Raw genomic sequence first — 23,678 nt, 5'->3', positions numbered from 1 at the left:
GTGCCCCCGGCGTGGCCTCTTGTAGGGTGGACGCCGTGAGCACGTCCCTCGAGCACCTGGCCGCCGTCGCCGCCGCAGGCGTCCCCGGACTCGCGCCCGTGGCCGTGGGGCCCTCCCCCGACGACGACGCCGACTTCCGCTCCGCCGTGGTCCTCGACGCCTCCGGCCGGCGCTGGCGCGTGCGTGCCCCGTTGAGCCCCGAGGCGAGCGTGCGCCTGGAGACCGAGCACCTCGTGCTCCGCTCCTTCACCCCGGCCGTCCGGTCCCGGCTCCCGTTCCTGGTCCCCACCGCCGCGGGCTCCGTGGCGCACGGGGACCTGCACGCCTTCGTGCACTCCCACATCGAGGGCGCCCCGCTGGACATCGACGCGCTCGCCCGCATGGCCGCCGAACCCGACCCCGAGCACCACCGGCACGTGCCGAGCGCCGAACCGCCCCCCACGCTCGCCGTGCAGCTCGGGCGGCTGCTGGCGGCGATCCACGCGCTGCCGACCGCCCTGGTCCTGGACGCCGACCTGCCCGGCTACACCGCCGAGCAGTGCCGGCAGCGGCGCCTCGCGGAGCTGAGCCGCGCCGCAGACACCCGGCGCGTGCCGACGGCGCTGCTGCGCCGGTGGGAGCGGGTCCTGGAGGACCGCGCTGTGTGGCGGTTCCGGCCGCGCGTGGTCCACGGCGACCTGCAGGAGGACGACCTCGTGATCTCCCGCGGACGGGTGCGCGGGGTGACGGGGTGGACCGATCTGCACGTGGGCGACCCCGCCGAGGACTTCGCGTGGCTCCTCGCGGCGCGGGACGCCCGCCTCGCCGAGGGAGTGCTCGAGGCCTACGCCGCGGCCTGCCGCCGGACGTCCTTCCAGGCGCCCGACGGAGCACCGGACCCGCACCTGCTGGACCGGGCCCGGCTGGACGCGGAGCTCGCCCTCGCGCAGTGGCTCGTGCGCGCCGTGGACCGTGGCGCGCAGGACCTGGTGGCCGACGCGGAGCAGATGCTCGCCACGCTCGAGCAGGACGTCGCCCGGCGCCCCGCCCCGGCTCCGAGCGCCCCCGTCCCGGAAAGCTCGCCGGAGCGTCCCGTGCAGGACGTCGCCGAGCACCCCCAGCCGGCCGACGACCCCGCGCGCCCGGCACCGGCCGGTGCGCCCGGGACCTCGACCGCCCACACGGCCCAGGAGGGCCCGCAGAGGCCGGTCTAGGGGCGCAGCACGACGTCGTAGGCCTGCCGGATCACCGCCTCGAGCTCCTCGGCCCCGGACAGGTCGTGCGGGCGGACGATCCGGTCCTCGGCCACGTAGTAGAAGGCGGCGGTGACCTCCTCGAGCGGCACGCCCCGCAGCCGGGACCACGCGAGCCGGTACACGGCCAGCTGCGCCGACCGCTCCTGCAGCTCCCGGCCGGACGGCGCCCGCCCCGTCTTCCAGTCGACCAGCTCCCACGTGCCGTCGCCGTTGCGGAAGACGGCGTCCACCCGGCCGCGGACCGTGATCCCGGCGATCGGGGTCTCGAGGGGGAACTCCACCGCGTACGGCTGGCGGTCCGCCCACGGGCCCGACCGGAACGTCGCGGCGAGCTCGGGGAGGTCGTAGGCCGCGTCGACGTAGTCGTCGGCGGTCCCGGGCAGCTCGTCGACGTCGAAGATCGCGGAGCTGCCGTAGTACTGCTCGATCCAGGCGTGGAAGGTGGTGCCCCGCCGCGCCGCGGTGCCGGGCCGGCGCGGCATGGGCCGGCGCAGGCCCGACACGACCTCGAGCGGGTCGCGCGCGAGCGCCACGAGGGTGGACGCCGACACGTGGGACGGCATGGGGACGGCCCGCTCGGTCCGGCCGTCCTCGTGCCGGGCGAGCAGGATCCTCGCCTCCTCGGACCACCGGCGCGGGTCGGGCACGAGCCCGTCCCGCTCCGCGACGCCGAGCAGGTCCTCGACGTCGAGGTCCGCGGTGTCCTCGAACCCGCGCTCCCGGACCGCGCGGGCGGCCCGCTCGAGCACGGCCCGGCGGCCGAGGTGCGGGGGTGGGCTCACGCGCACGGCGCTCCGGCCGCTCTCGTCCGTCACGGTCTCGGTGATCTCGGGACCCTCCAGCGGGTCGTACGGCCACGGCGCGCTCAGCACGGTGGCGGCGGCCGGGTTGCGGGTCCCCGCCGGTGCCTCCGCCCAGGGGCCGAGGCGGACGGGCGGCTCGGGTCCCTCGGTCAGCGGCGCCAGCTCCGCGACGAACACGGAGGGCTCCTGGCCCTTCGCGGCCGTGCCCCGGAACACGGTGCAGGACAGCTCCAGGACCTCCCGGGCCCGGGTCACGGCCACGTACGCGAGGCGGCGCTCCTCGTCCTCGGCGTGCTGGGCGGCGAGCTCCAGGAACTCCGCGTGGGACTCCTCCAGGGCCTTGAGGTCGCTCGTGTCCACGGCCCACTGCGGCAGGAACCGGGCGTCACCGCGCAGCGGCCAGGCCAGGGTGCCGGTGTCGAGGGTCCAGCGGGAGGGCTTGTCGGTCGGGAAGTTCCCGGCGTTGAGGCCCGGGACGTAGACGTGGTCCCACTCGAGTCCCTTGGAGGCGTGCACCGTGACCAGCTGCACGGCGTCGTGCCGCGTGCGGTCGGGGCCGGGCTCGAGCCCGTTCTCCTCCGCGAGGGTGACGTCGAGCCACGCGAGGAAGGCCGAGACGTCGCTGGTCGCGGAGAACGCCGTGAAGGACTGCGCGGCCTCGTGGAAGGCGTCCAGGTTGCGCCGCGCCTGGTGTACGGGGCGGTGCGGGTGCGCGGCGACCTCGACGTCGAGCCCGAGGACCGTCTCGACCTCGTGCAGCAGGCTCGGCAGGTCGTCGGAGAGGAAGGAGCGCAGGTGGTCCAGCTCCGCCCGCAGCCTGGTGAGGCGCTCCCGGGCCGCCTCGGACAGGGTGCGGGCGTGCGCGGAGGTCCACCCCGGCCACGGGAGGGTCTCGAGCGCCTCGATCAGCGAGGCGTGGTCGGACAGATCGGGCTCGACGAGGGCCTCCTCCTGGGCCTCCTCCGCGGTCACCGGGCTCTCCAGGTCCTCGGCCCGGCCCGCTTGCGCGGCCTCCGTGCGGCGACGCTCCAGGTGCGACGCCCAGTCGGCGAGGGCCATGAGGTCCCGGGTCCCGATCCGCCAGCGGGCGCCCGCGAGCAGCCGCACGAGGGCGTCCGAGCGGCCGGGGTCGTCCAGCACCCGGAGGGTCGCGACGACGTCGGAGACCTCCGGTGTGCTGAGCAGACCGCCCAGGCCCACGACCTCGTAGGGGATGCCCCGGGCGGCGAGCTCCCGGCGCACGGGCTCGATCTGGGAGCGCTTGCGGCAGAGCACCGCCATGGTGGGCATCTGCTCCTCCGGGTCCCCGCGGTGCTGCTCCCGGCGGGAGCGGACGCGTTCCGCGAGGGCGACGGCCTCCTCGACGTCGGTCGTGTACCGGCTGATGCGCACCCGGCCGGTGCCCGCGCCGGGCCGCGGGGTGAGCTCGGGAACGGCGAGGGAGGACGTGCTGCGGGCCCACGCCGGCAGGGTCCGCAGGGGTGCGGCAATGGTGTTGGCGACGTCGAGGATGCTCGCGTCGTTGCGCCACGCCGTGGTGAGGAAGCTCGGCTCCCCGTCCTGGCCGGGCGCGACGGGAAAGGAGTCGTAGAAACCGAACAGCTGCCCCGACGAGGCCCCGCGGAAGCCGTAGATCGACTGCTGGGGATCGCCCACGGCCATCACGGAGTGCCCGTGCCCGAAGAGGGCGGCGAAGAGCCGCAGCTGGGCGTGCGAGGTGTCCTGGAACTCGTCCAGCAGCACCACCCGGTGCCGCTCCCGTTCGGTCCGGCGGGCGACCGGGTCCTGCTCCGCCAGCCGGGCGGCGGCGGAGAGCAGGTCGCCGAAGTCCATGGCCTGGGCCTCGTGCTTGCGCCGGGAGAAGTCGGCCACGAGCTCGGCGAGGACCCACGCGGTGCGCTGGTTGTCCTCGACCTTCTTCAGCTGGGCGCCCAGGGTCTTCTTCCGGCGCCCCGGGGGCGCCGTGGCCAGCGCGCCGAGCAGCCGGGCCGCGAAGCGCTCCACGTCCGCGGGCTCCACGAGGTGCTCCGCGCACGCGGAGGCGAGGTCGAGGACCGCGGCGACCATGGTCGACTTCGCGGGCATGGTCTCGAGCAGCTCACCGGTCCAGGCCTCCACGGTCTGCGCGGCGATCTGCCACGTGCGGGCCTGGCCCAGCAGGGTGGTGTCCGGCTCGATCCCGATCCGCAGCCCGTAGTTGCGCACGAGCGTGTTGGCGTAGGAGTGGTAGGTGCTGACCGTGGGGTCCTGGGGGGCGGCCGGGAGGTCGTCCTCCCCCGCGTCGGCGGGCGCGACGAGCCCCTGGGCGCGCAACCGCGCGAGCCGGGAGCGCATGCGCTCCCCCAGCTCGCCGGCAGCCTTGCGGGTGAAGGTCACGCCGAGGACCTGGTCCGGGGCGACGACGCCGTTGGCCACGAGCCAGACCACCCGGTCGACCATGGTGGCGGTCTTGCCCGAGCCCGCGCCCGCAACGACCAGCCGGGGGGTGAGCGGGGCGGAGATCACCGCGGACTGCTGGGCCGTGGGGCGGTTGCCGCCGAGCAGCTCGGCGAGCTCCTCGGGGCTGTACCGGGGCTCCACGCCGCCGTAGGGGTGCTCGGCGGCGGGCGGGGTGGCGTCGTCGGGGGTGCCGGGGGCGTGGGTCATGGGTGCTGTCGTCTCCTGCTGTCCGGGTGGGACGGGTCCGGGGGCCGTCCTCACGGTTCGCTCACCTGCCGTCCCTCGGCGCAGAGCGGGCAGATCTGCGGCAGCTTGCACCCGTGGCCGTTGAAGGTGCCCTCTGCTTGGTCGTGGCGGGCGGTGAACCGTTCCCCGGCCACGAGCTCCGCGGCTCGGGTGATCAGCTCCCGCGCCCACGTGGCGTCCGGGTCGAGGGGGTCCTGCTGCTGCACGGAGGGGGACTTGGCCCGGGTGCCGAGCTGGACGAGCAGGGCGCCGCCGGAGAGCTCCGTCACGGTGCCGCCGGGCAGCTCGAGCACGGCCTCGTCCTCACCGGCGACCATGGCCGTGCCCGCCCCGGCCGTGAGCGCCACCTGGTAGGCCGCCAGCTGCGGGTGCTCGGCGATCTTCGCCCCGGCCGGCTGATTCCGGCCGGTCTTGAGGTCGACCACGACGTAGCGGCCCTGCTCGTCGAGCTCCAGGCGGTCCACGCGGCCGCGGAGCAGGGCGTCGCGCGCCCGCCCCTGGACGAGCACGCTGAACGCCCCCTCCACGGAGGCCAGCCGGCGGCCGTGCTTGCTCCTGGCATCCACGACGTACTGGGCGAACTTGCGCAGCATCTGCCGGGCGCGCTCGAGCTGGACCGCGGACTCCCAGGTCTCCGGCAGTCCCAGTGTGGGCCAGCGGCGCTCGAGCTCGGCGACGAGCTCGGATCCCGAGGCCTCCGGCAGCTCCTCGGCGATGGCGTGCACGAGCGAGCCGAGGCTGCGGCTGAGGTCGGTCGCGGCCTCGGCCCGCGAGGCGGCCACGAACCAGTCGAGGGGTGACCGGTGGATGGTCTCGATCCGGGACGGGGAGACGGGCACGGGCACCCCGTCGTCGAAGACGGGCGCCGTGCTCGAGAGCTCCGCCGCGCCCCACCAGGTGTCGGGGTGGGCGCCGGGCACCGGGCGCGGGGAGGATGCGATGCGGTGCAGCAGCCGGGCCGCGGCCTCCGAGCGCACCGGGTCCTCCTCGTGCAGCTGGACCCACTGCCGCAGCTCGGCCACGAGTGCGCGCAGCGTCATGGGACGGGGGGCGTCCACCACGGCCCGGACGCCGTCCCCGGGCTGCGACCCCGGGGGATCGACGAGGTCCAGGAACTCGGAGGGCTGCTCGTCCTCGCCGGAGGCCGCCGTGACCACGAGCGTGCCGCAGCTGCGGGACACCGCGGCGGAGAAGGAGCGCAGCTCGTCGTGGCGGACCTCCCGCATCCGGGTCACGGGGGTGACCCGCGCGGCCTGGTCGACGCCGAGGTCGAGCGCGTCCGTGAGCAGGTCCGCGCCGAGCAGCTGCCCGCGCAGGCGGGTGTTGGGCCACACGCCCTCCTGCACGCCGGCGACGAAGACCACGGGCCACTGCCGGCCCGCGGCGGTGGCCGGCGTCATGATCTCGACCGTCTCGTCGGTCGGGGCGCGGGCGGCCAGGGTGTCCATGGGGAGTTCCTGGTTCTCGATGTAGTCCAGGAACTGGGCGGGGCCTGCCCCCGGAAGGTGGTCGACGTAGCGCTCGGCCGACTCGAACAGGCCCACCACGGCGTCGAGGTCGCGGTCGGCCCGCTCCCCCGCCGGTCCGCCCTCCAGCGCGCGGCGCCGCCAGGAGTCGGCGACCCCGGCGGCCTCCCACAGCGCCCACAGGACGGTCTCGGCCGTGGCGCCCTCCTCCCGGAGGGCCCGGGTCCCGGCCGCGAGCATCCGGGCGATCCGGCGGGCCGGCACGGAGCGCACGCCGGCGGCGTCGAGCGCCCCGGGGGCCACGAGGGCCTCCACGAGCAGGTCGTCGCTGCTGCGTGCACCGCCCGCGGCCAGCTCCTCCGCCCGGAGCCGCTGACGGAGCCGGCGGACGTCCATCGGGGAGGCGTTGCCGATCCGCGAGGACAGCAGGTCGACGGCCGCCTGGACGGTGAGGGCGCCGAAGTGCGCCTCATCACCGCGCTCCGCGGCGGCGGCGGTCACGATGCGCAGGGCACCCAGCAGCGGCCGGACCGCCGGTTCGTCGCGCACCGGCGTCTCGGCGGCGGAGGTGCTGACGGGCACGCCGAGGGCGGAGAGCTGGCGCTCGAGGCCCTCCAGGTAGCGGCCGTTGCGCACGACCACGGCCATGTCCGCCAGCGCGACGCCGTGCACCAGGTGGCGCTCCAGCACCTGGTGCGCGATCCAGCGGGCCTCGTGCAGCGGCGACGAGAGCACCACCGTGGTGACCTCTCCCCGCTCCGCGCCGGCCCCGGCGCGGTCCTCCGGGGTGTGCTCCGGCGCGGTCGCCGCGACCCCGGTGTCCCCGGCGCCGCCGGTCCCCTCGGAGTGCTCGGTGTCCCCGGCGCCCTCCGGGGGCCGGAGGCCGCGGGGGTGCCGGGCCCCGGCGACGGCGGGGATCCGTTCGGCCACGCGCTGCCACACCTCGGCGACCGCCCCGGGCATCCGCCGGCTCGTGCCCAGGAGGTGCCGCCGGAGGGGGCGTGCGGGTTCGGCGAGCCGGTCCTCGAGGGTGCGCAGAAGGTCGGGCCGGGCCCCGCGGAAGCCCTGGACCACGGTGTCCGTGCAGGCGGTCATGACGGTGTCCCGTCCCCGGCACAGCACGGCGAGCAGCCGGTGGATCGAGGGCGTCGCCTCGTGCAGGTCGTCCACCAGCACGAGGTCGAGGCGCTCCTGCTCGGCCCGCAGGAACTCGGGCTGCTCCTCGAGGACCCGTGCGGCCTCGGTCACGAGGGCGGCGGGGTCGTAGGACTCCGGCATCCGCAGCCGGCGCACGGCCTGGTACTCGGCCTGCATGGTGGCGGCCGCCGCCCAGTCCGGGCGCTGCAGGCGCCGGGCGAGGCCGCGGAGGTCCTCGGGGGCGAGGTCGTACTCGGACATGCGGTCGAACAGCTCGCGCACCTCCTGGCGGAAGCCGCGGGTGCCCAGGGCCTCCCGGAGGTCCGAGGGCCACATGACGGGGGCACCGAACCCCGTGGCGTGCCCGGCCATGAGCTCGCCGATGAGCACGTCCTGCTCCGGCCCGGACAGCAGCTTGGGGCCGTGCACGACGCCCGGGAGCAGCCCCTCGTTCTGGGCCCGCCGGAGCAGGTCGAAGGCGTAGGACTGCCAGGCCCGCACGGGCGGGGAGCTCATGGTGGCCGAGACCGCGGCCGTGAGGTCGTCCCGCAACCGGGCTGCCGAGAGCCGGGACGGCGTGAGCACGAGCAGCCGGTCCGGGTCGAGGCCGTGGCCGATCCGGCGCGCCGCCAGCTCCACGAGCACCCGGGTCCGCCCGGTCCCGGGGCCGCCCAGCACGAGCCGGGGGCCGCAGCCGGCCGGGAGACCGGCGACCTCCTCCTGCTCGGCGCTCGGCCGCCACCGGGTGCGTTCCGCCGCGGAGCCGTGCGGGGGGACCAGGTTCCAGCGCACCGGTCCCGCCCCGGGCACGGCAGGGCTCGTGGTGTGGGTGCTGTCCTCGGGGTGCCGCATGGGTCTCATCTCATCACGGGACTCCGACGGTGTAAGCGCGGCGGCCGGTGCCCGGCGTCCGTGGCGGGTCGGAGGGGGCCGGTACGGTGGGAGCCATGTCCTCGCCCTCAGGCCCCGCCGGCCCCACCGACCAGCTGCCCCTGTTCGACGCCGCCCCGCTGCGCGCGCCGAGGCCCGGCCCGCCCGCGCCGGACGACGCCGCGGAGCAGGCCGTGCTCTTCGACCTCGAGGGCGTCCCCGGCGCCCCGGGGGCGGCCCCCGCGTGGACCGAGGGTCCGCGGGCCGCCTTCGACCTCGAGACGACCGGCCGCGATCCGCACACGGCCCGCATCGTCACGGCCTCCGTGGTGCGCACGGACGCCGCAGGTGCCGTGACGGACGAGTGGGAGTGGCTGGCGGACCCGGGGGTGGAGATACCCGAGGAGGCGGCCGCCGTGCACGGGGTGAGCACCGAGCGGGCCCGCGCCGAGGGACGGCCCGCCGCGGAGGTGGTCGCGGAGATCGCCGGCGTCCTGGGCGCCCTCTTCGCCGCGGGCACGCCCGTGCTGGTGTTCAACGCCTCCTACGACTTCACGGTCCTCGCCCACGAGGGCCGGCGCCACGGGGTGGAGGTCCCGCGGCCCTTCCCGGTGCTCGACCCCTACGTCCTCAACAAGCAGGTGCACCGGTACCGTCGCGGCAAGCGCACCCTCGGGGCGCTGTGCGAGGAGTACGGGGTCGAGCTGACCGCGGCCCACACCTCGGCGGCGGACTCGGTCGCCACGGAGCGGCTCGCGGTGCTGATGACCCGGCGCTTCCCCGAGCTGGCCCGCCCCGCGGACGCGCTGCACGCCGACCAGGTCGGGTGGGCGGCCGAGCAGGCGGCGAGCCTCCAGGAGTACTTCCGCCGGACCCGCCCGGACGCGGTGGTGGACGGCGCCTGGCCGCTCCGCCGCCCCGAGGACGTCTGAGCGCTCCCCGGGGCGGCGGCCCGGGCCGGGCGGCCGGGCTCAGGCGGCCGGCCGGGCCTCGGCGGCAGCGCGGGCGGCGGCCGGCAGGGCGGAGACGATCCGGTCCATCGCGGCGTCGTCGTGCGCGGCCGAGAGGAACCACGCCTCGAACACCGACGGGGGCAGGTAGACGCCCTGGTCGAGCATCGCGTGGAAGAACGCCGGGTAGCGGAACGTCTCCTGCGCCTTGGCCTGCGCGTAGTCGCGCACACCGGTGGTGGAGGTCCCGAAGGCCACCGAGAACAGGTTGCCGGCCGACTGGATCGAGTGGTCCACCCCGGCCTCGGTCAGCGCCGCGCGCACGGCCTCCTGCAGCTGGGCCGAGCGCCGGTCGACGGTCTGGTAGGCGATCCGGTCCGCGGTGCGCAGGGTCGCCGCGCCTGCGGCCATCGCCACGGGGTTCCCGGAGAGGGTCCCGGCCTGGTAGACGGGGCCCAGGGGCGCCAGGTGGTTCATGACCGCGGCCCGTCCGCCCACGCCGGCGACCGGCAGGCCGCCGCCGATGACCTTGCCGAACATGAACAGGTCGGGCTCCCAGCCGTCCTCGCCGGCGGCGGTGAGACCCCAGTAGCCGGCCTCGTGCACGCGGAACCCGGTCAGCACCTCGTCGAAGATCAGCAGGGCCCCGTGCTCACCGGTGATCCGGCGCAGACCCGCGTTGAAGCCCTCGCCGGGGGTGACCACGCCCATGTTGGCGGGAGCACCCTCGGTGATGACGGCGGCGATCCGGCCGGGGTGGGCGGCGAAGGCCTCCTCCACGGCGGCGAGGTCGTTGTAGGGCAGCACCAGGGTCTCGGCCGCGGTGGCCGCGGTGACCCCGGCGGAACCGGGCAGGGCGAGGGTCGCGACGCCGGAGCCCGCCTCGGACAGCAGGGAGTCCACGTGCCCGTGGTAGCAGCCGGCGAACTTCACGACGAGGTCCCGGCCGGTCACGCCGCGCGCCAGGCGGATCGCGGTCATGGCCGCCTCCGTGCCGGTCGAGACCATGCGCAGCTCGTCGATCGCGCCGATCCGCTCGACCACGAGCTCGGCCAGCTCGGTCTCGCCGCGCGTCGTCGCCCCGAAGGACAGGCCGCGCTCCACGGCCTCGTGCACGGCCTCGATGACGGCCGGGTGGGAGTGCCCGACGAGGGCGGGCCCCCACGAGCTGACGAGGTCGACGTACTCGCGGCCGTCGGCGTCGGTGAGGTACGGCCCCTTGGCCGCGGTGATGAAGGGCGGGGTGCCGCCCACGGACGCGAAGGCCCGCACCGGGGAGTTGACCCCGCCGGGCATGACCTTGCGCGCGCGGTCGAAGAGTTCCTGGGAAACGCTCATGGGTTCTGTCTGCTTCCTTTCGCCGGGGGTGCCGGCTCGGGGGACGGTGGGGGTCAGGAGAGGCCGTTCTCGTCGCGGAACCAGTCCGCGAGCTCGACGGCGAAGTAGGTGAGCACGGAGTCGGCGCCCGCCCGGCGGATGGACAGCACGGACTCCTGGATCGCGGCCCGCCGGTCGATCCAGCCGTTGGCGGCCGCGGCCTCGATCATGGCGTACTCGCCGGAGATCTGGTACGCGGAGACGGGCACCGGGGAGACTTCGGCCACGTCGCGGAGGATGTCGAGGTAGCTCATGGCCGGCTTGACCATGACCATGTCGGCGCCCTCGTCCAGGTCCAGCTGCAGTTCGTGCAGCGCCTCCCGGCGGTTGGCGGGGTCCATCTGGTAGGTGCGGCGGTCGCCCCGGAGCTGGGAGTCCACGGCCTCGCGGAACGGGCCGTAGAAAGCGGAGGAGTACTTCACGGAGTAGGCCAGGACGGCGACGTCGGAGTGCCCGGCCTCGTCCAGGGCGGAGCGGATCACGCCGATCTGACCGTCCATCATGCCGGACGGGCCGAGCACGTGGGCGCCCGCCTCGGCCTGGGCCACCGCCATCCGGCCGTAGACCTCCAGGGTCGCGTCGTTGTCCACCGTCCCGTCCGCGGCCAGGACGCCGCAGTGACCGTGGTCGGTGAACTCGTCCAGGCACAGGTCCGCCATGACCACGAGGTCGTCCCCGACCTCGGCGCGCACCGCGCGCAGCGCACGGTTCAGGATGCCCTCGGGGTCGCACCCGGCGCTGCCCTCGGGGTCCCGCTCGGCGGGCACGCCGAAGACCATGAACCCGCCGAGACCCTTGGCCGCAGCCTCGGCGGCGGCGCGCCGGAGCGAGTCCATGGAGTGCTGGACGACCCCCGGCATGGAGCCGAGCGGGGCCGGCTCGGCGAGGCCCTCCCGGACGAACACGGGCAGGATGAGATCGGACGGGTGGACCCTGGTCTGCGCGGCGAGACGGCGCACGGCCGGGGTGGTGCGCAGCCGGCGGGGGCGGGAGACCAGGTCGTAGCGCGGAGTTCGGTGGGTCACGGAGTTCGTCTCCTCGGTCGTCGGGATCGGTGTCGTCGGGATCGGTGTCGTCGGTGCGGCGGTGCTCCTGGTCGCCGGCGGGGCAGCGGCCGCCGGGCCCGGTGCGGGAGCCCGCGGGGCGGCCCGGACGGTCGCCTCGCGGTCGGCGAGGGCCCGGAGGAGGGCGTCGCAAATCCCCTCCGGGCTGGGCCTGGCCGCGGCCACGGCCCGCAAGCCGCGGTCGGCCGCGGCACGGCGCGTGGGCTCGCCGATGGCCACGAGGACGGTGCCCGCCAGGACGGAGGGGTCGCCGCCCACGAGCTCGGCGAGGTGGGACGGCGCCGTGAGCACCACGGCGTCGACCTCGCCGGCGGCCAGGACCGTCAGCAGGTCCGACCGGTGGAGCTCCGCCGCCCGGCCGTCCGGCCGGCCGGCCACGCCGTCGGCCGCAGCCGTCCGTGCCAGGGGTGCGGTGGCCGGCCACGGCACGGTCTCGTAGGCCGTGGCCGTCAGGACGCGGTACCCCCGTGCGGTCAGGCCGGTCTCGAGGACGGGCCGGGCCCGGGCGGAGAGCGGCAGCAGGATCGTGCCGGGGGCGGGCTCCGGCGGCCAGTCGGCGAGCAGCCCAGTGGCCGAGTGCGCCGTGCCGGGCACGAGGTCCGGCGGCAGCCCGGCCGCCGTGAGGGCCGCGGCCGTGGCGTCCCCCACCGCGGCCACCCGCAGACCGGCCCGACGTGCCGCCGCCAGCCGGTCGCCGAGAGCGGGCTCGGCCGGGTCCCCGGCGACCGCGCGCAGTGCCCGGACCGTGTTGACCGAGGTCACCACGAGCCAGGTCCGCGCGGCGGGACCGGGCTCCGCCGCCCGGTCGACCAGGGCTGCCACAGGACCGGTGTCCCGGGGCAGGGCGGCCTCGAGCAGCGGGGCGAGCCGGACCCGGGCCCCGTGCCCGCGCAGCAGCTCCACGAGCTCCCGGGCCCGGTCGGCGGAACGGGTCACGACGACCCTGGTCCCGCGCAGGGCGGCGGGGTCGGCGCAGCGGTCGGCGGGGCCGGGGCGCGGCACGGGTCTCAGAGCGTCAACCGGGCCAGCCGGCCGGCGCCGTCGGCGAGCAGCTCGTCGCCCAGCCGGATGCCGAGGGCGCGGGCGGCCTCGACGTCGCCCGCCGCGGTGCGGCCGCTGCGGCGCATGAGCCGGCTGCCGTCCGGGTCGGCGACGACCACGTCGAGCACGACCTCGCCGCCCTGGACCCGTCCGAGGGTGCCCACGGGCGCCGCGCAGCCGGCCTCGAGCCGGGTCAGCAGCGCCCGTTCCGCGGTCACGGCCAGGCGGGTCTCCAGGTGGTCCACCGCGGCGAGGCCGGCGGCGAGCGGGGTGTCGCCGGAGGCGTCCTCGGTGCGGCACTCCAGGGCCAGGGCGCCCTGCCCGGGAGCGGGGAGCATGACGGACGGGTCGATCAGCTCGGTGATCGCGTCCTCCAGCCCGAGACGCCGCAGCCCGGAGGCGGCGAGCACCACGGCGTCGAGGTCGCCGGGGGCCACCCGTCCCAGCCGGGTGCCCACGTTGCCGCGGATGTCGACGATGACTAGGTCGGGGCGCGCCGCGCGCACCTGCGCCGCGCGCCGCGGGGAGCCGGTGCCGACCTTCGACCCCGGGGGCAGCTCGGTGAGGGCCAGCCCGTCACGGGCGCACAGGGCGTCCCGGGGGTCCTCCCGCTCCGGCACCGCGGCGACCTCGAGGCCCAGCACGGGAGCGGTGGGGAGGTCCTTGAGGGAGTGCACGGCCAGGTCCACGGAGCCGGCCAGCAGCGCGGCCCGCAGGGCCGTGGCGAAGACCCCGGTGCCACCCATCTGGGACAGGGGCCCGGTCAGGACGTCGCCCTCGGTGCGGATCGTGACGAGCTCCGGCTCCAGCCCGCCCGCCGCCGCGACGGCGCGGGCCGCCGTGGTGGTCTGGGTGAGCGCGAGCCGGGAGCCGCGGGTCCCGACCCGGAACGCCGGAAGCCCCTGCGCCGCGGCCGTCACGCCCACCTCACCTCCCCGGCCTCGTCGAGGTCGACCGGGACGGGCTCCCCGTGCGGACGCTGGGCGATGGTCGGGCGGGGCCCGGTGGCGCCGCGCAGCACTTTGACGCAGCAGTCCGGGGCGCAGTCGTCGAACCACGTGCCCCGGGCGCACGCGGAGACCCGCGGCGGTGCGGTGCGCCCGGCGACGCGCTGCTCGACGAGGTCCGCGAGCCCGGCCACGAACGCCGGGTGTATGCCCGCGGTGGGGGTGCGCACGGCCGGGAGACCGAGCCGCTCGCAGGTCTCCAGGGCCTCGGTGTCGAGGTCCCACTTGACCTCCATGTGGTCGGAGACGAAGCCCAGCGGCACGAGGACCACGCCGGCGACACCGCGCTCGGCGACCTCCTCGAGGGCGTCGTTGACGTCCGGCTCGAGCCACGGGACCTGCGGGGGCCCGGAGCGGGACTGGTAGACGAGGTCCCAGGTGTGGTCCCCGAGCTCCTCCGGCCCCACGCGCTCCAGCACGGTCCGCGCCACGGCCAGGTGCTGGGCCACGTAGGCGGAGCCCTCCTCGAAGTCCATCCGCGCCGGTCCCGAGGCCTCGGCGTCGGTGGTGGGGATGGAGTGGGTGCAGAACAGGATCGCGATCCTGCCGCCGTCGGCGCCGAGCCGGTCCCGCACCCGGGCGAGACCCTCCCGGAGGCCTTCGACGAAAGGCTGCACGAAGCCCTCCGAGTCGTAGTACTGGTGGACCTTGTCGACCTGCATCTCGTCCGTGAGCCCGAGCTCCTCGAGCGCCACTCCGTAGTCCTCGCGGTACTGGCGGCAGCCGGAGTAGCTGGAGTAGGCGCTGGTGGCGAGCACCAGGAGCTTGCGCAGGCCGCGCGCGTGGCACTCCCGCACGACGTCGGCCACGTAGGGCGCCCAGTTGCGGTTGGCCCACAGCACGGGCACGCTCAGGCCCCGGCCGAGCAGCTCCGCCTCGAGCGCGGAGCGCAGCGCGCGGTTCTGGGCGTTGATGGGGCTGACGCCGCCGTTGGCCCGGTAGTGGGTGGCGACCTCCTCGAGCCGTTCGTCGGGGATGCCGCGGCCCTTCGTGACGTTGCGCAGGAACGGCAGGACGTCGTCCTGCCCCTCCGGCCCGCCGAAGGAGGAGAGCACGACGGCGTCGTAGTGCTCGGGCGCGTGCGCGCGGGCCCGCGACAGGGCGTTCTCGGCGCTCACCGGAGCACCTCCGCGAGCTCCTCGGTGCGGACCCGGCGACCCGTGTAGAACGGTGTCTCCTCGCGCACGTGCAACCGGGCCTCCGTGTTGCGGAAGGCCCGCATCACGTCGACGAGGTCCACCAGCTCGGGGGCCTCCAGCGCGAGCAGCCACTCGAAGTCGTTGAGCCCGAAGCACGCGATGGTGTTCGCGAGCACCTGCGGGTAGTCGCGCGCCGCCATCCCGTGGTTGCGCAGCATCTCGGCGCGGCGCTGGGCGTTCATGTAGTACCACTCGTAGGAGCGCACGAACGGGTAGACGCACACCCAGTCCTCCGGGGCGACACCGCGGGCGAAGGACGGCGAGTGGTTCCGGGTGAACTCGGCCTCGCGGTGGACCCCCATCGCGTTCCAGGCCTGCGCGGTGCCGGCCAGGAGCTCCGTGCGGCGCAGCCGCCGGACCGCAGACTGGAGCGCCTGGGGGTCGTCGCCGTGCAACCACGTCAGGACGTCGGCGTCCTCGCGCATCCCCGAGACGTCGTAGGCCCCGCGCAGCGTCACGCCCTCGGCCGCCAGCTGCTCGACGACGCCGTCGAACTCGGCCGCCGCGGAGGCGTCGTCGCCGGCCGTCCGGGCCTCGGCGCCGCCGGCGGAACGGGCGAACACCGACCAGACGGCCCAGTGCAGACGCTCCGCGCCGCCGTCCTGGGTCGGCTCGGGCGAGGCCGTGGGACGGCCGCCGTGCTCGTGGGGGCTGGGGTCGTGGGACAAGGCTCAGTCCTTTCGTGGGGTGCTGGTCGGTGGGGTCCGTGCCGGATCGGCGGCCGGCGCGGCGTCGTCCGGGACGCCCGCCTCGGCGAGCAGGGCGCGGACCTGGGCCCGGGTGTCGGCGACGACGGAGGCGAGGCCCGTGCCCGCCAGCCACCCGCCCACCGCGACGGCGTCGGGCAGCTGCGCGAGCGCCCGCCGGAAGTCGGCGACCCGCCGGGCGTGGCCGACTCCGGCGCGGGGCAGCGCGGAGCGCCAGCGCACGATGTCCGCGCCGACGAGCTGGGCGGGCCGCAGGGGCACGCCCATGAGGGTCGAGGCGTCGGAGAGGGCCAGGCGGACGAGCTGGTCGTCGGGCAGGGACACCTCCGGGGGCACGGCGGTGGCGTCGGGCTGGGCACGGCCGTAGGACAGCCGCAGCACGTGCCGGCCGGGGCCGGCGGCCTGCCGCACCCAGTCCCACTTGGCGCTGGCGTGGGTGAGGGCCTTGGCGCGCACGCCGCGGGCGTCCTCGCTCACGAGCAGGCCGGTGCCCCGGGGGGCCCCGTCGAGGTGCGGCTCGTCGACCACGAGCGTGGCCAGGGCCACCTGGGGCCCCGGCTCCGGGGCGAAGCGCTGGAGTTCCTCCTCGTGGCTGGCCAGGAGCCGGACGGCGGCCGCGCCGTCGGTGGCCATCACGAGCAGCTCCCCGCGCGCCACGGCCGTCTTGTGGCCGAAGCGGGGCTGGCGCTGGATGACCATCCAGCCCTCGCGCCGGGGGTCGCGGTCGAGGGCGATGACGTCGTAGCCGGTGACGAGCTTCACGCCCGTCCGCTCGAGGTCGTGCACGAGGGTCTCGGACAGGGCGTTCATGCCACCGCGCAGCCCCGCCACGTTCGCCCCCGCCGGCGCGGCCCGGCGCAGGGCGCCCGCGGCGGCGCCGAGGGAGCCGTGCTCGCGCAGCGCCCGGCGCAGGCCGGGGGCCACGGCGTCGACGTCGAGGTCGTCGGGGTGGGCGGAGTGCACGCCCGTGGTGAACGGCGCGACGAGCCGGTCGAGCACCCGCTCCCCCATCCGGGCCCGGACGAGGCCGCCGAGGGAGCGCTCGGTCATGCCGACGAACGCCGGCAGCCTGCGGTCGAGGCCCGCGCGCAGCACACCGGCCCGGCCGAGGGCCGCCCGCAGGCGGGGGGCGGTCGGGTCGGCGGGGATGCCCAGGATCCCGGAGTCGGGGGCCGGCACGGCGCCCTCCGGCAGGAAGAGCCACGATCCGGAACGATTGGGGTACACCACGCGCTCGCCGAGCCCCAGCTCGTCCAGCAGGTCGGGGACCGCCCGGGAGCGGGTCGCGAAGGACTCGGCGCCGGAGTCCAGGACGAGGCCCGCCACCTGGTGCGCGCCGACGGCTCCGCCGAGGTGGTCCTCGGCCTCGACCAGCGTGACGCGCAGCCCGCGGGCGGCAAGGTCGCGGGCGGCCACGAGCCCGGAGACGCCGCCGCCCACCACGAGGGCGGAGCGGGGCGGGGTGCGGCGGGCGGGCCGGCCGTCCGGCTCCGCGCTCACCGCCGGCCACCGCCCGAGGACTGCTCCAGCGGCTGGTCGTGGACGAAGGACACGAGGTCGGTGAGCACCTGGGGGTCGGTGCCCGGCGGAACACCGTGGCCGAGGTTGACGACGTGCCCCGGGGCCTGGTCCCCGCCGCGCAGCACCTCGCGCACGTGCTCGGCGAGCACGGGCCAGGGCGCGGCGAGCAGGGCCGGGTCGATGTTGCCCTGCAGCACGGTGGACCCGCCGAGCCGCCGGTTGGCCTCCGCCAGCGGGATCCGGTAGTCCACGCCCACCGCGTCCGCGCCGGCGTCCCGCATCGCGGCGAGCAGCTCGCCCGTGCCCGTCCCGAAGTGGACGCGGGGCACGGGGAGGTCCTCGACGGCGGCCAGCGCGGCCGCCGAGTGCTCCAGGACGTGCGCGGAGTAGTCGGCCAGGGACAGGGAGCCCGCCCAGGAGTCGAAGAGCTGCACGGCCGAGGCGCCTGCCTCGACCTGGGCGCGCAGGAACGCCCCGGACGTCCGAGCCGCCCACTCGGCCAGCGCCCGCCAGGCCGCCGGGTCGGCGTGCATCATCGTGCGCGGCAGCAGGTGGTCCCGGGAGGGCCCGCCCTCGACCATGTAGGCGGCCACGGTGAACGGCGCCCCGGCGAAGCCGATGAGCGGGGTCGCGCCGAGCTCCGCGACGGTGCGGGCGACGGCCTCCCGGATCGGGTCGAGGGCCGCCTCGGCGAGCTCGGGCAGGGCCGCGACGTCGGCGGCCGTGCGCACGGGACTCCCCAGCACGGGCCCGCGGCCGGGGACGATCTCGACGCCCACCCCGGCCACGCGCATGGGCACCACGATGTCGGAGAAGAAGATGGCGGCGTCGACGTCGTGCCGGCGCACCGGCTGGAGCGTGATCTCCGCGGCCATGGCGGGGTCCAGGCAGGCGTCGAGCATGGCGGTGCCCTGCCGCAGGGACCGGTACTCCGGCAGCGACCGGCCCGCCTGCCGCATGAACCACACCGGGCGGCGGCCGGGCGCCCGGCCCGTGAGGGCCTGCAGCAGCGGGGCGTCCAGCGTGCCGGCGGAGCGCAGCGGGTGGCCCTGCGGCAGCGCCCCGAGCGATCCGGTCAGGCGCTGGAACGCGGCCGAGGGGTGGGTGCCGCCCGTGGGGTGCCCGGGAACGGCTGCGGTCGACGTGTCCGGCGTGCTCGCCGTCTCAGGGGTGGTAGGCATAGTGCTCCCATTGTGCCAAGGAACACCGACGTCGTTTACCGACGCAGCGTCACCGGACTGCCGGACGGGTGGATCGGTGACGGACGTGAGCTGTCTCTCGGACGTCACCGAGGCACGGATCCGCGGTGACCGTCTAGTATGAATGCACTGTGGTCCTCTTCGCTCTCGTCGCCTCTCATCAGAACGTCGATCTGAACACCGTTGCGCGTCTCAGCACCGGTGCGCTCGGGCTGTCCGAGGAGATGGTCCGCAACGGTCCGCTCCGGGGCGCCGTGACCCTCTCGACGTGCAACCGGCTCGAGATCTACGGAGAGCTCGAGGATGCACCGGGCACCTCGTCCGGCACCGCGCTGGACCGGGTCCTGTCCGACCTCACCGACCAGATCGGCTCCCGCGCCGGGCTGGACCCCGAGTTCGTGGCCGACTCCCTGCGGGCCTTCACCGACTCCGGCGCCGCACGCCACCTCTTCACCGTGGTCTCCGGGCTGGAGTCTGCGGTGGTGGGCGAGCGGGAGATCACCGGGCAGGTCCGGCGCGCCCTCAACGACGCCCAGCAGGCCGGGACGGTCTCGGGCAAGCTGCAGCGGCTGTTCGAGGCGGCCGCCCGCACCGCCCGCAAGGTCGGCACGCAGACCGCCCTGGGCGAGCGCGGCCGCTCCATCGTCTCCGTGGCCCTGGACCTCGCCGACGACGTCACGACCGGCACCTGGGCGTCCCGTCGCGCCCTCGTGTTCGGCACGGGGGCCTACGCGGGGGCGACCATGGCCGCCCTGCGCGACCGCGGCTGCGCGGACATCGAGGTGTACTCGGCCTCGGGCCGGGCCGAGCAGTTCACGGAGAACCGCGGCGGCACGCCGGTGGCGGCCGAGGAGCTGGCCGCGGCCCTGGAGCGCGCCGACGTCGTGATCGGCTGCAGCGGCGGCTCCGCCCCCATGGGCGCCGCCGCGTTCCCCGCCGGGTCCCGCACGGTGGTCGACCTGGCCCTGACCCGGGACTTCGACCCCGCCGTGGCGGACCTCCCCGGCGTCGAGCTCATCACCCTGGAGTCGGTGCGCGTGGCCGCCCCCGACGAGACGCGGGAGTCCGTCGACGCCGCGCGGGGGATCGTCGAGCGAGCCGCCCAGGAGTTCGCCGCGAGCCAGGACGCCCGGGACATGGACGCCGCGATCGTCGCCCTGCGCAAGCACACCATGGCGGTCCTGGACGCCGAGCTCGCCAAGGTCACCTCCCACCACGGATGCACGGCCGCGCAGGAGCAGATCGAGCTCGCGATGCGCCGCATGGTCCGGTCCCTCCTGCACACCCCCACCGTCCGCGCGCGCGAGCTCGCCGCGCAGGGCCGGCAGGACGAGTACATCACCGGCCTGGCGGCCCTGTACGGGATCGAGGTCCCCGCGCCCGCCGAGGAGGGCGCCGCACCTCCGGCGGCCGAGGCGCCGCCGGAGGTCGCCCGCCGCTCCCGGGCCGCGGGGTAGGGCAGCATTCGTTCGGCCGGACAGCCGGCCGGTTGAGGAGGAACGGTTCATGACTGAGACCAGGAGAGGCCGCCCCGCGCGCCTCCCGCGCGAGGCCCGACGGCGGCAGCTGCTCGAGACGGCGCTGACCGTGTTCTCCTCCAACGGCTACCACGGGGCGTCCATGGACGACATCGCCGACGCCGCGCAGGTGAGCAAGCCCGTCCTCTACCAGCACTTCCCCGGCAAGCGCGAGCTGTACCTCGCCCTCGTGGACCACTACCTCCAGGAGCTCTCGAGCCGGCTCGTCTCGGCGCTGCAGGGCAGCGACGTGAACCGCGAACGGGTGGAGTCCATGCTGGACGTCTATTTCGGCTTCGTGGAGGCCAATCCGGAGGCCCACCGGCTGATCTTCGAGTCGGACCTGCTGACGGACCCGGAGGTCGCCGAGCGCTTCGAGAACTTCCACCTGGCCGTGGCGGACTCGATCGCCGGGGTCCTCGGGCCCAACGCGGGGCTGAGCCACCCGCACGCGGTGCTCGTCTCCCGCTCCCTCACCGGGATGGCGCAGACCGCCGCGGTGCACTGGATCCGCAACCCGGGCACCGGCGGACGGGCCGAGGCCCAGCGCCAGATCTTCCGTTTAGCTTGGGGCGGAATCTCCGTGATCGACGAGGACTGGGAGTAGGGCCCTCCCTAGACTGACCGGGACGCACCCCGCCGCCCTGTCCCGAGGAGGACCCATGGAAATCAAGATCGGTGTTCAGCACGTCGCCCGGGAGATCGTCGTCGACTCCGCGCTCGAGGCGCAGGAGGCGGTCGAGAAGATCACCGCGGCCGTCTCCTCCGGATCCCCGCTGACCCTGACGGACACCAAGGGCAACGTGACCGTCGTCCCGGCCAACGTCATCGGCTACGCCGCCGTCGGAGCCGAGCAGAAGCGGCCCGTGGGGTTCATGCCCTTCACGAAGGACGACTGAGCGCCCCTCCGCCGAGCACGGCGGGACCCCGGCCCGGCGACCGCACGGAGTGTGCGCGGTCGTCGGGCTACACTGTTAAGCGCACTGGATGACCGGTCGTACCCGCGATCCCACGAACGACAGACACCTACTCGCCCCCGCTCCCCGCGAACAGGCCCCGCACGGCGGCCTCGCGCAGGACCGGACCCGGGCGCCACGCTCCTCGTGGCCCGCCCGGTCGAGGCGGCGCACGCTCGCGATCGGCTTCCACCCACCGCACGCCCCCCGGCGGCCGCCAGCACGGCGGCCCGGAGGCCGGACCCCGAGGTCCCTCCCTTCGGCAGGCGTGCCCGAACGAAGGAACCCGACCGTGACCGACTACATCACCGACACCACCCCGGACGCCGCCGCGCCCGGCGACGAGACCGCCCTCGACGGCACCCCCGAGGTGGTCGTCGAGACCACCGAGCACCCCGAGCCGCTGCCCCAGGACTTCGCCGAGTTCGGGGTGCGCCAGGACATCGTGGACTCCCTCGCGGCCGAGGGCATCGTCCACCCCTTCCCCATCCAGGCCATGACCCTGCCCGTGGCGCTGTCCGGGCAGGACATCATCGGCCAGGCCAAGACCGGCACGGGCAAGACCCTCGGCTTCGGCATCCCCGTGGTCCAGCGCGTCGTGGGCCGCGGTGACGCCGGCTGGGACCAGCTGAAGAAGCCCGGCGCCCCGCAGGCGCTCATCGTGGTGCCGACCCGCGAACTCGCCGTCCAGGTCGGCCACGACCTCGCGACCGCCGCGCGGACCCGCAACGCCCGGGTGGCGACCATCTACGGCGGACGCGCCTACGAGCCCCAGATCGAGGAGCTGCAGGCGGGCGTCGAGGTCGTCGTCGGCACCCCCGGCCGGCTCATCGACCTGAACCGGCAGCGCCACCTCGACCTGTCCGCGGTCCGGGCCGTGGTGCTTGACGAGGCCGACGAGATGCTCGACCTCGGGTTCCTGCCCGACGTCGAGAAGCTGCTCTCGGCCGTGCCCGAGGTCCGGCAGACCATGCTCTTCTCCGCGACGATGCCCGGCCCCGTGGTGGCCATGGCCCGCCGCTACATGACCAAGCCCATGCACATCCGGGCCGCCGCGCCGGACGAGGGCGCCACCAAGAAGGACATCCGCCAGGTGGTCTACCGGGCCCACCACCTCGACAAGGACGAGGTCGTGGCCCGGATCCTGCAGGCGGAGGGCCGGGGGCGCACGATCGTGTTCACCAAGACCAAGCGCGCCGCGGCGAAGCTCGCGGACGAGCTGATCACCCGTGGCTTCGCCGCCGCCCCGCTGCACGGCGACCTGGGTCAGGGCGCGCGCGAGCAGGCGCTGCGCGCGTTCCGCAACAACAAGGTCGACGTGCTCGTGGCCACGGACGTCGCCGCCCGCGGCATCGACGTCGAGGACGTCACGCACGTCATCAACTTCCAGTGCCCGGAGGACGAGAAGACCTACCTGCACCGCACCGGCCGCACCGGCCGCGCCGGCAACAAGGGCACGGCCGTGACGTTCGTGGACTGGGACGACGTCCCGCGCTGGCGGCTGATCGACAAGGCCCTGGAGCTCGGCATCCCCGAGCCCCGCGAGACCTACTCCTCCTCCGAGCACCTGTACGAGGAGCTGAGCATCCCGAAGGGCACCAAGGGCCGGCTTCCCCGCTCCAAGCGCACCCACGAGGGGCTCGGCGCCGAGGTGCTCGAGGATCTCGGCGAGCCCGGCGGGCGCAAGAGCGGCCCGCGCGGCGACAGCCGGGACGCGCGCTCGCGCGAGCGCGGCGGCCCCCGACGCGGCGAGGGCCGCAGCGAGGGCCGCAGCGAGGGCCGCGGCGGCCGCCGCGACAGCACCTCGACGGCGGCCGCTGCGGGCGAGGACGGCCGGGGGCCCCGGGGGAAGACGCGGGAGACGGCCCCCGAGGCCTCCCGGGAGACCTCCGTGGAGCGGACCCCGGAGGGCACCACCCGGCGTCGCCGGCGCCGCCGCAGCGGCGGGGCCACGCAGGAGCAGAGCGGCACCGCCGGCGAGTGAGCCCCTTCGCCTTCGACGCCGGAGGCCCCGACGCGGTGGTCGCCGCGGAGAACCTGGATCTGCTGCGGCGGCTGCCCGACGGGGCCTTCCGCATGATCTACGTGGACCCGCCCTTCAACACGGGCCGCACGCAGCGCCGGCGGGAGTCCACCGTGACCCCGGCCGCCGCCGGCGAGGGCGACCGCACCGGCTTCGCCGGCCGCTCCTACACGACCGTGCTGGGGGCCCTGCGCAGCTACGACGACGCGTTCGCCGACTACTGGGGGTTCCTGGAGCCCCGGCTGCGGGAAGCGTGGCGGGTGCTCGCCGACGACGGGACGCTGTACCTGCACCTGGACTACCGGGAGGTGCACTACGCGAAGGTCATGCTGGACGCGATCTTCGGCCGGGAGTGCTTCCTGAACGAGATCATCTGGGCCTACGACTACGGCGGGCGCTCCCGCCGGCGCTGGCCCGCCAAGCACGACAACGTCCTGGTCTACGTCAAGGACCCGGAGCGGTACCTGTTCGACAGCGCCGAGGTGGACCGGGAGCCGTACATGGCCCCCGGTCTGGTGACCCCGGAGAAGGTCCGGCTGGGCAAGCTGCCCACGGACGTGTGGTGGCACACCATCGTCTCCCCCACCGGCCGGGAGAAGACCGGCTACCCCACGCAGAAGCCCGTGGGCCTGGTGCGGCGGATGGTCGCCGCCAGCTCCGCCCGCGGGGACTGGGTGCTGGACTTCTTCGCCGGCTCCGGGACGCTCGGCGCCGCCGCCGGGCAGCTGGACCGGCGGTTCGTGTGCGTGGACCGCAACCCGGAGGCCATCGAGGTCATGCGCGCGCGTCTGCCGGGCGCGGCCGTGTGGGACTGAGCGCGCGCCCATCCCGGTGACGACGGAGGCCCGCTCCGGGGCCGCCCGGCAGAACGGGCACCGCCGCGCGCACGGGCAGGGTCCCGGGCGTGCCGGCCCCGGGAGC

The 23,678-nt window shown here is 75.8% G+C and carries 16 protein-coding genes and 1 pseudogene; 7 read left to right on the top strand and 10 right to left on the bottom strand.

Translation table 11 applies throughout. The features are described 5' to 3' along the window. Nucleotides 1–35 precede the first annotated feature (35 nt). On the top strand, nucleotides 36–1,193 hold the full coding sequence (locus ABD220_RS09105) for a phosphotransferase (protein WP_344121833.1): 1,158 nt from the start codon (nucleotides 36–38) through the stop codon (nucleotides 1,191–1,193). On the opposite strand, the gene ABD220_RS09100 is transcribed toward ABD220_RS09105, so the two are convergent. Together ABD220_RS09100 and ABD220_RS09095 are read right to left on the bottom strand one after the other, a co-directional pair. Continuing rightward, nucleotides 1,190–4,684 (bottom strand): ATP-dependent helicase, encoded by a 3,495-nt coding sequence (locus tag ABD220_RS09100; RefSeq protein WP_344121831.1) that lies wholly within the window; start codon nucleotides 4,682–4,684, stop codon nucleotides 1,190–1,192. The two genes, ABD220_RS09105 and ABD220_RS09100, sit on opposite strands and share 4 nt — an antisense overlap. A gap of 50 nt (nucleotides 4,685–4,734) precedes the next feature. Then, nucleotides 4,735–8,178: an ATP-dependent helicase gene (locus ABD220_RS09095; RefSeq protein WP_344121829.1), complete on the bottom strand. Its 3,444-nt coding sequence runs from the start codon at nucleotides 8,176–8,178 to the stop codon at nucleotides 4,735–4,737. Nucleotides 8,179–8,273: 95 nt separating this feature from the next. Here ABD220_RS09095 and ABD220_RS09090 point away from each other — a divergent pair, with 95 nt between their 5' ends. After that, nucleotides 8,274–9,128: a 3'-5' exonuclease gene (locus ABD220_RS09090; protein ID WP_344121827.1), complete on the top strand. Its 855-nt coding sequence runs from the start codon at nucleotides 8,274–8,276 to the stop codon at nucleotides 9,126–9,128. 39 nt (nucleotides 9,129–9,167) lie between these two features. Here ABD220_RS09090 and hemL read toward each other — a convergent pair whose 3' ends face one another. From hemL to hemE, 8 genes and pseudogenes are all read right to left on the bottom strand, one after another. Continuing rightward, a complete protein-coding gene (gene hemL, locus ABD220_RS09085) occupies nucleotides 9,168–10,484 on the bottom strand; it encodes a glutamate-1-semialdehyde 2,1-aminomutase (protein ID WP_344121825.1) in 1,317 nt (438 codons plus the stop codon). Between the two features lie 53 nt (nucleotides 10,485–10,537). Beyond that, complete coding sequence (hemB, locus tag ABD220_RS09080; RefSeq protein WP_344122074.1) at nucleotides 10,538–11,548, bottom strand: porphobilinogen synthase; 1,011 nt, start codon at nucleotides 11,546–11,548, stop codon at nucleotides 10,538–10,540. 183 nt (nucleotides 11,549–11,731) lie between these two features. Then, nucleotides 11,732–12,490, bottom strand: a pseudogene (locus ABD220_RS09075) (uroporphyrinogen-III synthase); the annotation flags it as partial. A gap of 104 nt (nucleotides 12,491–12,594) precedes the next feature. Then, on the bottom strand, nucleotides 12,595–13,554 hold the full coding sequence (gene hemC / locus ABD220_RS09070; RefSeq protein WP_344121824.1) for a hydroxymethylbilane synthase: 960 nt from the start codon (nucleotides 13,552–13,554) through the stop codon (nucleotides 12,595–12,597). Beyond that, nucleotides 13,545–14,753: a ferrochelatase gene (locus ABD220_RS09065; protein WP_344121821.1), complete on the bottom strand. Its 1,209-nt coding sequence runs from the start codon at nucleotides 14,751–14,753 to the stop codon at nucleotides 13,545–13,547. The genes hemC and ABD220_RS09065 overlap by 10 nt, the downstream gene beginning before the upstream one ends. After that, nucleotides 14,750–15,502 carry a hydrogen peroxide-dependent heme synthase gene (gene hemQ, locus ABD220_RS09060; protein WP_425552540.1) on the bottom strand — a complete coding sequence of 251 codons (753 nt, stop codon included), beginning with the start codon at nucleotides 15,500–15,502 and terminating at the stop codon, nucleotides 14,750–14,752. Before hemQ ends, ABD220_RS09065 begins: the two co-directional genes overlap by 4 nt. A gap of 3 nt (nucleotides 15,503–15,505) precedes the next feature. Further along, on the bottom strand, nucleotides 15,506–17,041 hold the full coding sequence (gene hemG / locus ABD220_RS09055; protein ID WP_344121819.1) for a protoporphyrinogen oxidase: 1,536 nt from the start codon (nucleotides 17,039–17,041) through the stop codon (nucleotides 15,506–15,508). Continuing rightward, entirely contained in the window at nucleotides 17,038–18,243 is a 1,206-nt protein-coding gene (gene hemE, locus ABD220_RS09050) for a uroporphyrinogen decarboxylase (RefSeq protein WP_344121817.1), read from the bottom strand. The genes hemG and hemE overlap by 4 nt, the downstream gene beginning before the upstream one ends. 149 nt (nucleotides 18,244–18,392) lie before the next feature. Between hemE and ABD220_RS09045 the strand changes: the two genes are divergently transcribed. The 5 genes from ABD220_RS09045 (at nucleotide 18,393) to ABD220_RS09025 (ending at nucleotide 23,572) form a co-directional block, all read left to right on the top strand. Further along, the gene (locus tag ABD220_RS09045; protein ID WP_344121815.1) at nucleotides 18,393–19,718 is read left to right on the top strand and encodes a glutamyl-tRNA reductase; all 1,326 of its coding nucleotides are present in this window, start codon (nucleotides 18,393–18,395) and stop codon (nucleotides 19,716–19,718) included. Between the two features lie 49 nt (nucleotides 19,719–19,767). Further along, complete coding sequence (locus tag ABD220_RS09040) at nucleotides 19,768–20,385, top strand: TetR/AcrR family transcriptional regulator (protein ID WP_344121813.1); 618 nt, start codon at nucleotides 19,768–19,770, stop codon at nucleotides 20,383–20,385. Between the two features lie 55 nt (nucleotides 20,386–20,440). Beyond that, on the top strand, nucleotides 20,441–20,677 hold the full coding sequence (locus ABD220_RS09035; protein WP_344121811.1) for a DUF3107 domain-containing protein: 237 nt from the start codon (nucleotides 20,441–20,443) through the stop codon (nucleotides 20,675–20,677). A gap of 349 nt (nucleotides 20,678–21,026) precedes the next feature. After that, the gene (locus ABD220_RS09030; RefSeq protein ID WP_425552539.1) at nucleotides 21,027–22,718 is read left to right on the top strand and encodes a DEAD/DEAH box helicase; all 1,692 of its coding nucleotides are present in this window, start codon (nucleotides 21,027–21,029) and stop codon (nucleotides 22,716–22,718) included. Continuing rightward, nucleotides 22,715–23,572 carry a DNA-methyltransferase gene (locus ABD220_RS09025; protein ID WP_344121809.1) on the top strand — a complete coding sequence of 286 codons (858 nt, stop codon included), beginning with the start codon at nucleotides 22,715–22,717 and terminating at the stop codon, nucleotides 23,570–23,572. The genes ABD220_RS09030 and ABD220_RS09025 overlap by 4 nt, the downstream gene beginning before the upstream one ends. The last annotated feature ends 106 nt before the right edge of the window (nucleotides 23,573–23,678 follow it).

It is taken from the genome of Kocuria aegyptia (genome assembly GCF_039530085.1).
GTDB classification, from domain to species: Bacteria; Actinomycetota; Actinomycetes; order Actinomycetales; family Micrococcaceae; genus Kocuria; species Kocuria aegyptia.
The sequence above is the reverse complement of the archived record's forward strand: the minus strand, read 5'-3'. Positions and strand labels throughout refer to the sequence as shown.